Below are 12,998 nucleotides of genomic sequence, written 5' to 3' on the forward strand. Positions count from 1 at the left end.
GTAAGAGCTGAAATAAAGGAATAAGAATTGATGGATAAACGTATTTTTGTTGAAAAAAAGGCTGATTTTCAGGTCAAGTCAGAGAGTTTGGTGAGAGAACTCCAGCACAACTTGGGACTTTCAAGCTTGAAAAGTATTCGCATCGTGCAAGTGTATGATGTATTTGACTTGGCAGAGGACCTGTTTGCACCTGCAGAGAAACACATCTTCTCTGAGCAGGTGACAGACCATGTTTTGGACGAAGCGGCTGTGCAGGCGGATCTTGCCAACTATGCTTTCTTTGCTATTGAAAGCCTGCCAGGGCAGTTTGACCAGCGTGCAGCTTCTTCGCAAGAAGCCTTGCTTTTGTTGGGAAGTTCGAGTGATGTGACGGTCAATACAGCTCAACTTTACTTGGTCAATAAAGATATTGATGCGACTGAGTTGGAAGCGGTCAAGAACTATCTGCTCAACCCAGTTGATTCTCGTTTCAAGGATATTACGGCAGGGATTGCCAAGCAGGAATTTTCTGAGTCAGACAAGACCATTCCTAAATTGGCTTTCTTTGAAAACTATACAGCAGAAGACTTTGCTCGCTACAAGGCCGAGCAAGGGATGGCTATGGAAGTGGATGATTTGCTCTTTATCCAAGACTACTTTAAGTCAATCGGGCGCGTGCCAACTGAGACTGAACTCAAGGTTTTGGATACTTACTGGTCTGACCACTGCCGTCACACGACGTTTGAGACTGAGTTGAAGCAGATTGATTTCTCAGCTTCTAAATTCCAAAAACAATTACAGGCAACCTATGACAAATATATCGCTATGCGCGATGAGTTGGGGCGTTCTGAAAAACCGCAAACCTTGATGGATATGGCGACTATTTTCGGTCGTTATGAGCGTGCTAATGGACGTTTGGACGATATGGAAGTGTCTGACGAAATCAATGCTTGCTCAGTTGAAATCGAAGTGGACGTTGATGGTGTGAAAGAACCATGGCTCCTAATGTTCAAGAATGAAACTCACAACCACCCAACGGAAATTGAGCCATTTGGTGGCGCGGCTACCTGTATCGGTGGAGCCATTCGTGACCCATTGTCAGGTCGTTCCTACGTTTATCAAGCCATGCGTATTTCAGGTGCGGGTGATATTACAGCACCGATTTCGGAAACTCGTGCTGGTAAGCTGCCACAACAAGTCATTTCTAAAACAGCTGCTCATGGTTATTCTTCATATGGTAACCAGATTGGGCTTGCGACGACCTACGTTCGTGAATATTTCCACCCAGGTTTTGTAGCTAAACGTATGGAGTTAGGTGCAGTAGTCGGTGCGGCTCCTAAGGGCAATGTTGTCCGTGAAAAACCGGAAGCGGGTGATGTTATTATCCTCCTTGGAGGTAAGACTGGACGTGATGGTGTCGGTGGTGCGACAGGTTCTTCTAAGGTTCAAACGGTTGAGTCTGTGGAAACTGCTGGAGCTGAGGTTCAAAAAGGGAATGCCATCGAAGAACGTAAGATTCAGCGCCTCTTCCGTAATGGCAATGTCACTTGTCTTATCAAGAAATCTAATGACTTTGGTGCTGGTGGAGTCTGTGTGGCTATCGGTGAATTAGCAGACGGTCTTGAAATTGATCTTAACAAGGTGCCTCTTAAATACCAGGGCTTGAATGGTACCGAAATTGCCATCTCTGAATCACAAGAACGGATGGCGGTTGTGGTGCGTCTTGAAGACGTAGATGCCTTCGTTGCGGAATGTAACAAAGAAAATATTGATGCTGTTGTAGTTGCAACAGTGACGGAAAAACCAAATCTTGTCATGCACTGGAATGGCGAAACGATTGTAGACTTGGAACGCCGTTTCCTTGATACCAATGGTGTACGAGTGGTTGTCGATGCCAAGGTTGTAGACAAGGATGTCAAACTCCCAGAAGAGCGTACAACAAGCGCTGACACACTGGAAGCAGATACCCTTGCGGTTCTATCTGACCTCAACCATGCGAGTCAAAAAGGCTTGCAGACCATCTTTGACTGTTCGGTTGGTCGTTCAACAATCAATCATCCTCTTGGCGGACGCTACCAACTCACACCAACTGAGGCATCTGTGCAGAAATTACCAGTTCAACACGGTGTGACTCATACTGCGTCAGTCATGGCCCAAGGTTTCAACCCTTATGTAGCTGAATGGTCTCCATACCACGGTGCTGCTTATGCTGTGATTGAAGCCACTGCTCGTTTGGTTGCTGCTGGTGCTAACTGGTCTAAGGCTCGTTTCTCTTACCAAGAGTATTTCGAGCGCATGGATAAGCAGGCTGAACGTTTTGGTCAGCCAGTAGCTGCTCTCCTAGGTTCTATCGAAGCTCAGATTCAGCTTGGCTTGCCATCTATCGGTGGTAAGGACTCTATGTCTGGTACCTTTGAAGAATTGACCGTTCCGCCAACCTTGGTTGCCTTTGGGGTAACGACGGCAGATAGCCGTAAGGTGCTTTCTCCTGAGTTCAAAACTACTGGGGAAAACATCTACTACATCCCAGGTCAAGCCCTCTCTGCAGAAATTGATTTTGACTTGATTAAGTCTAACTTTGCTCAGTTTGAAGCCCTTCAAAAGGCTCACAAAGTAACAGCAGCTTCAGCTGTTAAATACGGTGGTGTGGTTGAAAGTTTGGCTCTTGCTACCTTTGGAAATCATATCGGTGCAGAGGTGACCTTGCCTGAACTTGAAACGGCTTTGACAGCTCAATTGGGTGGCTTTGTCTTTACCTCTCCTGAAGAAATTGCTGGAGTGGAGAAGATTGGACAAACAAGTGCAGACTTTACACTCCTTGTCAACGGTGTGAAGCTAGATGGACACAAACTTGACAATGCCTTCCAAGGAAAACTGGAAGAAGTTTACCCAACAGAATTTGCCCAAGCCAAAGAACTAGCTGAAGTACCAGCTGTGGCATCAGATGTTGTGATTAAATCCAAAGAAAAGGTTGAAAAACCTGTGGTCTATATCCCAGTCTTCCCAGGAACAAACTCAGAGTATGATTCAGCTAAGGCATTTGAAAAAGAAGGCGCAGAGGTCAACTTGATGCCATTTGTGACCTTGAATGAAGAGGCTATTGTCAAGTCAGTTGAAACCATGGTTGACAACATTGGCAAGGCTAACATCCTCTTCTTTGCAGGTGGTTTCTCAGCTGCGGATGAGCCGGATGGATCAGCTAAGTTTATCGTCAACATCCTGCTCAATGAAAAAGTCCGTGTGGCTATTGATAGCTTTATTGCCCGTGGTGGCTTGATTATCGGTATCTGTAATGGATTCCAGGCTTTGGTCAAATCAGGTCTTCTTCCATACGGGAACTTTGAAGATGCCAAAAGTACTAGCCCAACCCTCTTCTACAATGATGCCAACCAACACGTGGCTAAGATGGTGGAAACTCGGATTGCCAATACCAACTCACCATGGTTAGCTGGAGTGGAAGTTGGTGAGATTCATGCCATTCCTGTTTCGCACGGTGAAGGGAAGTTTGTCGTGACAGCTGAGGAATTCGCAGAGCTCCGTGACAATGGTCAAATCTTTAGCCAATACGTTGACTTTGCTGGAAAACCAAGTATGGATTCTAAGTACAATCCAAATGGTTCTGTCCATGCCATCGAAGGAATTACCAGCAAGAACGGCCAAATCATCGGTAAGATGGGCCACTCAGAACGCTATGAAGACGGTCTTTTCCAAAACATTCCAGGAAATAAAGACCAGCACCTGTTCGCGTCGGCGGTTAAATACTTTACTGGAAAATAAGACTTGCAGATGTTTTAATAGATAGTATCAGTAATGTAAAAGTCATGTAGATTTAGCTCTTGGTGCTACACAAATAAAAATTAGGTATAAAAAATGACATACGAAGTAAAATCTCTTAATGAAGAATGTGGTGTTTTCGGTATCTGGGGACATCCAGATGCTGCTAAATTGACCTATTTTGGTCTCCATAGTCTTCAGCACCGTGGTCAGGAGGGGGCAGGAATCCTCTCCAACGATCAGGGACAATTGAAGCGCCATCGTGATATGGGACTTTTATCAGAAGTCTTCAGAAATCCTGCTAATTTGGATAAATTGACGGGAACTGGTGCGATTGGGCATGTGCGTTACGCGACTGCTGGCGAAGCTTCTGTAGATAATATCCAGCCCTTCCTTTTCCGTTTTCACGATATGCAGTTTGGCTTGGCTCATAATGGAAATCTGACCAATGCGGCCTCTCTCAAGAAAGAATTGGAAGATAGAGGAGCGATTTTCAGCGCGACTTCGGACTCGGAAATCTTGGCTCATCTCATTCGTCGCAGCCATAATCCGAACTTGATGGGCAAAATCAAGGAAGCGCTCAGCCTTGTCAAAGGTGGTTTTGCCTATATCTTGCTGTTTGAAGACAAGCTGATTGCGGCTCTTGATCCCAATGGTTTCCGTCCGCTTTCTATTGGGAAAATGGCCAACGGAGCGGTGGTTGTTTCCTCTGAAACCTGTGCTTTTGAGGTTATTGGTGCTGAATGGATTCGTGATTTGAAGCCAGGTGAGATTGTGATCATTGATGACAAGGGAATCCAGTATGATAGCTATACAGATGATACTCAGTTAGCAATCTGTTCTATGGAGTATATCTATTTTGCCCGCCCTGATTCTAATATCCACGGTGTCAATGTCCATACGGCTCGCAAACGTATGGGTGCCCAATTGGCGCGTGAATTCAAGCATGAGGCAGATATTGTAGTTGGTGTGCCCAATTCTTCCCTAAGCGCAGCCATGGGATTTGCGGAAGAATCTGGTCTGCCAAATGAAATGGGTCTTATCAAGAACCAATATACGCAACGTACCTTTATCCAACCGACTCAAGAATTGCGGGAGCAAGGGGTGCGGATGAAACTATCTGCTGTTTCTGGTGTTGTAAAAGGCAAGCGTGTGGTTATGATTGATGACTCTATTGTACGTGGAACAACCTCTCGTCGGATCGTTCAACTCTTGAAAGAAGCGGGTGCGACTGAGGTTCACGTTGCCATTGGTAGTCCAGCGCTAGCTTATCCATGTTTCTACGGGATTGATATCCAGACACGTCAGGAGCTGATTGCGGCTAATCATACGGTCGAAGAAACTCGCCAAATCATTGGTGCGGACAGTCTGACTTATCTTTCTGTTGAGGGGTTGATTGATTCAATTGGTATTGAAACGGATGCGCCAAATGGTGGTCTCTGTGTCGCTTATTTTGATGGTGATTACCCAACGCCTCTCTACGACTATGAAGAAGACTATCGTAGAAGTTTGGAAGAAAAGACCAGTTTTTATAAATAGACAATAGATCCTCCATTAAAGAAAAGGAATATAAAAATGACAAATAAAAATGCTTATGCTTCACGTCTCACTACTGACTAAAAGCTAAAGCATTTGTCAGTAGACGCTTTGTCCTATAGGATCAAAGCTAGAGCCCTGACTAGTATTTTTAGATAAAATAATTGTTTATCTAAAAATACGTCGCAATCTTCTCAAAGAAAAGGAATAAATAAATGACAAAAAATGCTTATGCCCAGTCGGGTGTGGATGTTGAAGCGGGTTATGAAGTTGTTGAACGAATCAAAAAGCATGTGGCTCGTACGGAGCGTGCAGGTGTCATGGGAGCTCTGGGTGGCTTTGGTGGTATGTTTGACCTTTCAAAAACAGGTGTCAAAGAACCTGTCTTGATTTCAGGAACTGACGGTGTCGGAACTAAGCTCATGCTGGCTATCAAGTACGACAAGCACGATACCATTGGTCAGGACTGTGTGGCCATGTGTGTCAATGATATCATCGCTGCGGGTGCAGAGCCTCTCTATTTCCTTGACTACGTAGCGACAGGGAAGAATGAACCAGCTAAGCTAGAACAAGTGGTTGCTGGTGTGGCAGAAGGTTGTGTACAGGCAGGCGCTGCCCTCATTGGTGGGGAAACGGCTGAAATGCCTGGTATGTATGACGCAGATGACTATGACTTGGCTGGTTTTGCGGTCGGTGTGGCTGAAAAATCTCAAATTATTGACGGCTCAAAGGTGGTAGAAGGAGATATTCTGCTCGGACTTGCTTCAAGTGGGATTCACTCCAATGGTTACTCACTCGTCCGTCGTGTCTTTGCGGACTATACAGGTGAGGAAGTCCTACCAGAATTGGAAGGCAAGCAACTCAAGGAAGTTCTTCTTGAGCCGACTCGTATCTATGTCAAGGCTGTCTTACCACTCATCAAGGAAGGGTTGGTCAACGGCATTGCCCACATCACAGGTGGTGGCTTTATTGAGAATGTCCCTCGTATGTTTGCAGCTGATCTAGCAGCTGAGATTGAGGAAGACAAGGTTCCAGTTTTACCGATTTTCAAAGCCCTTGAAAAATACGGTGAAATCAAGCATGAAGAAATGTTTGAAATCTTCAATATGGGTGTGGGACTCATGCTGGCAGTTAGCCCTGAGAATGTAGATTGCATCAAGGAATTGTTGGATGAACCAGTCTATGAAATTGGTCGTATCGTCAAGAAAGAAAACGAAAGTGTTATCATCAAATGAAAAAAATAGCGGTTTTTGCCTCTGGTAATGGCTCAAATTTTCAGGTGATAGCGGAACAATTTCCAGTAGAGTTTGTCTTTTCAGACCATCGTGATGCCTATGTGCTCGAGCGTGCAGACAAGCTCGGCGTTCTGTCCTATGCTTTTGAACTCAAGGAGTTTGAGAACAAGGCAGACTACGAAGCAGCTCTTGTCGAACTCTTGGAAGAACATCAGATTGACTTGATTTGCCTAGCGGGCTACATGAAAATCGTTGGGCCAACCTTATTGGCGGCTTATGAAGGTCGGATTATCAACATTCATCCAGCCTACCTGCCAGAATTTCCAGGAGCTCATGGGATTGAGGATGCTTGGAATGCTGGCGTGGATCAGTCTGGTGTGACCATTCACTGGGTAGATTCTGGTGTGGATACTGGTAAGATCATCAAACAAGTCCGTGTGCCACGGTTATCTGATGATACCATAGCCAGTTTTGAAGCTCGCATCCATGAGGCAGAGTACAAGTTGTATCCAGAGGTGCTGGATAGTTTGGGAGTGGAGAGGAAGAAATGAATATTGACCACTACTATATGGAGTTAAAGAATAAGTTATCTAACAGACCAACCCTACTGGATAATACTAATGATTTTCTTTTTGTTTTAGTAAATACAGTGAAAGCTATGATAGAAAATACTGATAAAAGTCAGCTTTCAGAGTTAGATAAAATTTTAGATGGTGTCACAAGTCAAGAATTAAAACTTGCCTATGATTTCTGTCAAGGGAGATTCGGTCAAGCGGGTTTTTCTTATCGTAGGCACCCGAATTATTTTTATTTGTCCAGTTTAATTGCGACTTTTCCAGAATTTGAGTTGTCTAAAGCAGACCGAGATTATCTCAAAGGAATCATAAATTTTGATAACTACCTTTTATATGAGTTGGATTAGTCTTTAATCAACTCAAAACCCTATTTATTCAAAAGGAGAAAAAATGATTGAGCTGAAATTAGTAGATGAGAGCAGTTTTCAGGCAGTGCTGGATTTGAAAATATCTGAAGCTGATGAACGAGCACGTTTTGTGGCTCCAAATGTACGCTCTTTAGCTGACGCATGGCTCTACCGGGAAAATGAAGATGTGTTTCCGAGGGCAATCTATTGGGATAAGCAAGTGGTTGGCTTTCTCCTGCTGGAAATAGACAAGGATGAAGCAGAATACTTTATCTGGCGGATAATGATTGGTCAGCAGTACCAAGGAAGAGGTTATGGTCGAAAAGCCTTGGAAGTTCTAATCAAAGAGGCTCAGATGGATAGCACTTGCAATCATATTATCGCAGATTATGTGGTTGGAAATGAAAAAATGAAGCACCTGTTGACTAGTTTGGGTTTTCAGGAAACAGGATTTATAGAAGAAAATAACGAAGTCGCTATGCGCTTGGACTTAAAGAAAGAGGAATATAATGACTAAACGCGCCTTAATCAGCGTCTCAGACAAAGCGGGCATTGTTGAATTTGCCCAAGAACTTAAAAAACTGGGTTGGGATATTATCTCGACAGGTGGGACCAAGGTTGCCCTTGATACTGCTGGGGTGGACACCATTGCTATCGATGATGTGACTGGTTTTCCAGAAATGATGGACGGTCGTGTCAAGACCCTTCACCCAAATATCCACGGAGGTCTCTTAGCTCGTCGTGACTTGGATAGTCACTTGGAAGCGGCCAAAGACAATCAAATCGAGCTTATTGACCTTGTAGTGGTCAACCTCTATCCTTTCAAGGAAACGATTCTCAAACCAGATGTGACGTACGCTGACGCAGTTGAAAATATCGATATCGGTGGGCCATCTATGCTTCGCTCAGCTGCGAAAAATCATGCTAGCGTAACAGTTGTGGTGGACCCAGTGGATTATGCTGTGGTGCTTAACGAATTGGCAGCTAACGGCGAAACGACTTACGAAACTCGCCAACGTTTGGCAGCCAAGGTTTTCCGTCACACAGCGGCTTACGATGCCTTGATTGCAGAGTATTTCACTACTCAAGTGGGCGAAAGCAAACCTGAAAAGCTCACTTTGACCTATGACCTCAAACAAGCTATGCGTTACGGTGAGAACCCTCAACAAGATGCCGATTTCTACCAAAAAGCTTTGCCTACAGACTACTCCATTGCATCCGCTAAACAGCTCAACGGTAAGGAATTGTCCTTTAACAATATCCGTGATGCTGACGCTGCCATTCGTATCATCCGTGATTTTAAAGACCGTCCAACCGTTGTGGCTCTCAAACACATGAACCCATGTGGAATCGGTCAGGCTGATGACATCGAGACTGCTTGGGACTACGCTTATGAGTCTGACCCAGTGTCTATCTTTGGTGGGATTGTCGTTCTCAACCGTGAGGTGGATGCTGCGACAGCTGAAAAGATGCATGGTGTTTTCCTTGAAATCATCATCGCACCAAGCTATACGGATGAAGCGCTAGCCATTTTGACCAACAAAAAGAAAAACTTGCGCATCCTTGCCTTGCCATTTGACGCACAAGATGCCAGTGAAGCAGAAGCAGAATATACTGGTGTTGTTGGTGGACTTCTTGTGCAAAATCAAGACGTTGTCAAAGAAAGCCCAGCCGACTGGCAAGTGGTGACCAAACGCCAACCAACTGAGACAGAAGCGACAGCTCTTGAGTTTGCTTGGAAGGCTATCAAGTACGTCAAATCAAACGGTATCATCGTGACCAATGACCACATGACACTTAGCGTTGGCCCAGGTCAAACCAACCGTGTGGCTTCTGTTCGTATTGCCATCGACCAAGCCAAGGATCGTCTGGATGGCGCTGTGCTTGCTTCGGATGCCTTCTTCCCATTTGCGGATAATGTGGAAGAAATCGCCAAAGCAGGAATCAAGGCCATCATCCAGCCAGGTGGGTCCGTCCGTGACCAAGAATCTATCGAAGCCGCTGACAAATATGGCTTGACTATGGTCTTCACAGGAGTGAGACATTTTAGACATTAAGAATGTTAAAGGGAAGAAAACAGTTTCTTTCCTTTTTTGCGTAAAAATGCGGAGTGAAACAAGATTAAAACGAACGTTTGTGATATAATGTTATTAAATAATTCGCAAAAGAGGTTGAGGAATGAAGCTGTTAGTTGTCGGTTCGGGTGGTCGTGAACATGCGATTGCTAAGAAGTTGCTTGAGTCAAAAGACGTTGAAAAAGTCTTTGTAGCTCCTGGGAATGACGGTATGACTCTGGATGGTCTGGAATTGGTAGATATCTCTATTTCCGAACATTCTAAATTGATTGACTTCGCAAAGGCCAACGATATTGCTTGGACCTTTATCGGTCCAGATGATGCCCTTGCTGCTGGTATCGTGGATGATTTTAACCAAGCTGGTCTCAAAGCCTTTGGTCCGACAAGATTGGCGGCAGAGCTAGAGTGGTCCAAAGATTTTGCTAAGGAAATCATGGTCAAATATGGCGTTCCGACAGCAGCCTATGGCACATTTTCAGATTTCGAGGAAGCCAAGGCCTATATCGAAAAGCAGGGTGCGCCTATCGTAGTCAAGGCGGATGGCTTGGCGCTTGGGAAGGGTGTTGTCGTTGCTGAGACAGTCGAGCAAGCGGTTGAAGCCGCTCATGAGATGCTATTGGACAATAAATTTGGTGACTCAGGTGCGCGCGTGGTCATCGAGGAATTCCTCGACGGTGAGGAGTTCTCTCTCTTTGCCTTTGTCAATGGTGACAAGTTCTACATCATGCCAACGGCTCAGGATCACAAACGTGCCTACGACGGCGATAAGGGGCCTAACACTGGTGGCATGGGTGCCTATGCGCCAGTTCCTCACTTGCCAGAGAGTGTAGTTGACACAGCGGTTGAGACTATTGTCAAGCCAGTCCTTGAAGGGATGATTCAAGAAGGTCGTCCTTATCTGGGTGTCCTTTACGCAGGGCTTATCCTGACAGCTGATGGACCTAAAGTTATCGAGTTTAATGCTCGCTTTGGAGATCCTGAAACTCAGATTATTCTACCTCGATTGACATCTGACTTTGCACAAAATATTACGGATATTCTGGATGGCAAGGAGCCAAACATCATCTGGACGGACAAGGGTGTGACTCTGGGTGTGGTTGTCGCATCAAACGGCTACCCACTAGACTATGAAAAAGGTGTCAAGTTGCCAGCCAAAACCGATGGCGACATCATTACCTACTATGCAGGGGCTAAGTTTGCGGAAAATAGCAGAGCACTGCTCTCAAACGGCGGACGAGTTTATATGCTCGTCACCACAGCAGAAACCGTCAAAGAAGCTCAAAGTACCATCTATCAAGAACTCGCCCAACAAAAAACAGAAGGCCTCTTTTACCGAACAGATATCGGAAGCAAGGCCATAAAAGATTAACAGATATTATAGTTGTCATGGCGAGCGAAAGCGAGCCAAAGTGAGATAATGGTCGTTTGATTGCGAGCATTAGCGAGCTAATATAGAACAAACACCGCTGTTGTGAAAGAACGATTGGATGACAACCCAATCGTTCAGGGAAATTGGAAGACCTTGGGCTTCCGATTTAGGCATGAGACACCTTTGGTGGCTGCTGCCGTCCCTCACAACCTAAGGTGATTGAAAAAAGAAAGGAAAGAAAAGGAAAATTATGACCAAGCCAATTATTTCCATCATCATGGGCTCAAAATCCGATTGGGCAACCATGCAAAAAACAGCAGAAGTCTTAGACCGCTTTGGTGTAGCCTATGAAAAGAAGGTTGTCTCTGCCCACCGTACACCAGACATTATGTTCAAGCATGCAGAAGAAGCCCGTAGCCGTGGTATTAAGGTCATCATCGCAGGTGCTGGAGGCGCAGCTCACTTGCCAGGTATGGTAGCAGCGAAAACAACCCTTCCAGTCATTGGTGTGCCAGTCAAATCTCGTGCGCTTAGTGGCGTGGACTCGCTCTACTCCATCGTACAGATGCCGGGTGGCGTACCTGTTGCGACAATGGCTATCGGTGAAGCAGGAGCGACAAACGCTGCCCTCTTTGCCCTTCGTCTCCTCTCAGTAGAGGACCAAGCTATCGCGACAGCATTGGCAGATTTTACAGAAGAACAAGGAAAAATCGCAGAGGAGTCGACGAATGAGCTCATCTAAAACAATCGGAATTATCGGTGGTGGTCAGCTTGGTCAAATGATGGCCATTTCTGCTATCTACATGGGGCACAAGGTTATCGCGCTGGATCCTGTGGCAGATTGCCCAGCCTCTCGCGTGGCGGAAATCATCGTGGCTCCTTATAACGATGTGGATGCTCTTCGTCAGCTGGCAGAGCGTTGCGATGTCCTCACCTATGAGTTTGAAAATGTCGATGCTGACGGTTTGGATGCTGTTATCAAGGATGGACAACTCCCTCAGGGGACAGACCTGCTTCGCATTTCCCAAAATCGGATTTTTGAAAAGGACTTTCTCTCAAATAAGGCTCAAGTCACTGTAGCACCTTACAAGGTTGTGACTTCTAGCCAAGACTTGGCGGAGATTGACCTGTCCAAAAACTATGTCCTCAAGACTGCGACTGGTGGCTACGATGGGCATGGGCAAAAGGTCATTCGCTCGGCAGAAGATTTAGAAGAAGCCTATACGCTAGCGGATTCTGCAGACTGTGTTTTGGAAGAATTTGTTAATTTTGACCTTGAAATCTCTGTCATCGTGTCAGGAGATGGCAAGGATGTGACAGTTTTCCCAGTTCAGGAAAATATCCACCGCAACAACATCTTGTCTAAGACTATCGTGCCTGCTCGCATTTCAGCAAGTTTAGCTGACAAGGCTAAAGCAATGGCAGTGCGAATCGCAGAACAGCTCAAGTTGTCTGGAACCCTCTGTGTGGAAATGTTTGCGACGGCTGATGACATCATTGTCAATGAGATTGCCCCACGCCCACACAACTCTGGGCACTATTCAATCGAAGCCTGCGACTTCTCCCAGTTTGACACTCATATTCTGGGAGTTCTGGGAGCACCATTGCCAGCTATCAAACTGCATGCGCCAGCCGTTATGCTTAATGTACTCGGCCAACACGTCGAGGCTGCTGAAAAATATGTCACAGAAAATCCAAGCGCCCACCTCCACATGTATGGTAAAATAGAAGCGAAGCACAACCGCAAGATGGGGCATGTGACTTTGTTTAGTGATGCACCGGATGAAGTTGAAGAATTTGGGAAAGGGATAGATTTTTAGGACAAGTCTATGATTCAAATCATCGTAAATGCATTTATTGAAAAAGATAAGACCGGAGCAGTTGTCGAAGTCTTGTTTGCTAGTGCTGACCATAATAAGGTACAAGCGAAATATGCAGAGCTAGTTGCACAATACCCTGAAAACTATTTAGCAATTTATGACTTGCCACTGGATACAGACCTTAATTCATTGGAACATTACCCGTCTGTATGGATTGGGAAAGAAGAATTTGAATAATTTGACTAATCAATGTTTTATGCTTTGTTTGCACATCGTGAAGTAGAAAAA

12 protein-coding genes are annotated in these 12,998 nt (G+C 45.3%); all 12 read left to right on the forward strand.

The features are described from left to right. Positions 1-30: 30 nt before the first annotated feature. The 12 genes from PCY12_RS05790 (at position 31) to PCY12_RS05845 (ending at position 12,947) form a co-directional block, all read left to right on the forward strand. Complete coding sequence (locus PCY12_RS05790) at positions 31-3,756, forward strand: phosphoribosylformylglycinamidine synthase (protein WP_301351997.1); 3,726 nt, start codon at positions 31-33, stop codon at positions 3,754-3,756. A 93-nt stretch (positions 3,757-3,849) separates the two neighbouring features. Then, on the forward strand, positions 3,850-5,292 hold the full coding sequence (gene purF / locus PCY12_RS05795; protein WP_140834211.1) for an amidophosphoribosyltransferase: 1,443 nt from the start codon (positions 3,850-3,852) through the stop codon (positions 5,290-5,292). Between the two features lie 212 nt (positions 5,293-5,504). Beyond that, the gene (gene purM, locus PCY12_RS05800) at positions 5,505-6,524 is read left to right on the forward strand and encodes a phosphoribosylformylglycinamidine cyclo-ligase (protein ID WP_301351999.1); all 1,020 of its coding nucleotides are present in this window, start codon (positions 5,505-5,507) and stop codon (positions 6,522-6,524) included. Further along, positions 6,521-7,075, forward strand: a complete 555-nt coding sequence (gene purN, locus PCY12_RS05805) for a phosphoribosylglycinamide formyltransferase (RefSeq protein ID WP_049512606.1) — start codon at positions 6,521-6,523, stop codon at positions 7,073-7,075. The genes purM and purN overlap by 4 nt, the downstream gene beginning before the upstream one ends. Continuing rightward, the gene (locus PCY12_RS05810; protein WP_001017821.1) at positions 7,072-7,446 is read left to right on the forward strand and encodes a hypothetical protein; all 375 of its coding nucleotides are present in this window, start codon (positions 7,072-7,074) and stop codon (positions 7,444-7,446) included. The genes purN and PCY12_RS05810 overlap by 4 nt, the downstream gene beginning before the upstream one ends. A gap of 43 nt (positions 7,447-7,489) precedes the next feature. Next, positions 7,490-7,963 carry a GNAT family N-acetyltransferase gene (locus PCY12_RS05815; protein ID WP_049512608.1) on the forward strand — a complete coding sequence of 158 codons (474 nt, stop codon included), beginning with the start codon at positions 7,490-7,492 and terminating at the stop codon, positions 7,961-7,963. Then, positions 7,956-9,503, forward strand: a complete 1,548-nt coding sequence (purH, locus tag PCY12_RS05820; RefSeq protein ID WP_049512610.1) for a bifunctional phosphoribosylaminoimidazolecarboxamide formyltransferase/IMP cyclohydrolase — start codon at positions 7,956-7,958, stop codon at positions 9,501-9,503. Before PCY12_RS05815 ends, purH begins: the two co-directional genes overlap by 8 nt. A gap of 121 nt (positions 9,504-9,624) precedes the next feature. Then, on the forward strand, positions 9,625-10,890 hold the full coding sequence (gene purD / locus PCY12_RS05825; RefSeq protein WP_049512612.1) for a phosphoribosylamine--glycine ligase: 1,266 nt from the start codon (positions 9,625-9,627) through the stop codon (positions 10,888-10,890). 102 nt (positions 10,891-10,992) lie between these two features. Next, on the forward strand, positions 10,993-11,109 hold the full coding sequence (locus PCY12_RS05830; protein ID WP_079114924.1) for a phosphoribosylaminoimidazole carboxylase: 117 nt from the start codon (positions 10,993-10,995) through the stop codon (positions 11,107-11,109). A gap of 31 nt (positions 11,110-11,140) precedes the next feature. Beyond that, positions 11,141-11,632 (forward strand): 5-(carboxyamino)imidazole ribonucleotide mutase, encoded by a 492-nt coding sequence (purE, locus tag PCY12_RS05835; protein ID WP_049512614.1) that lies wholly within the window; start codon positions 11,141-11,143, stop codon positions 11,630-11,632. Then, complete coding sequence (gene purK / locus PCY12_RS05840; protein WP_301352001.1) at positions 11,619-12,710, forward strand: 5-(carboxyamino)imidazole ribonucleotide synthase; 1,092 nt, start codon at positions 11,619-11,621, stop codon at positions 12,708-12,710. The genes purE and purK overlap by 14 nt, the downstream gene beginning before the upstream one ends. A 9-nt stretch (positions 12,711-12,719) precedes the next feature. Continuing rightward, positions 12,720-12,947 (forward strand): phosphoribosylaminoimidazole carboxylase, encoded by a 228-nt coding sequence (locus tag PCY12_RS05845; RefSeq protein WP_301352003.1) that lies wholly within the window; start codon positions 12,720-12,722, stop codon positions 12,945-12,947. Positions 12,948-12,998 lie beyond the last annotated feature (51 nt).

This window comes from Streptococcus sp. SPS1 (assembly GCF_030439915.1).
GTDB lineage: Bacteria > Bacillota > Bacilli > Lactobacillales > Streptococcaceae > Streptococcus.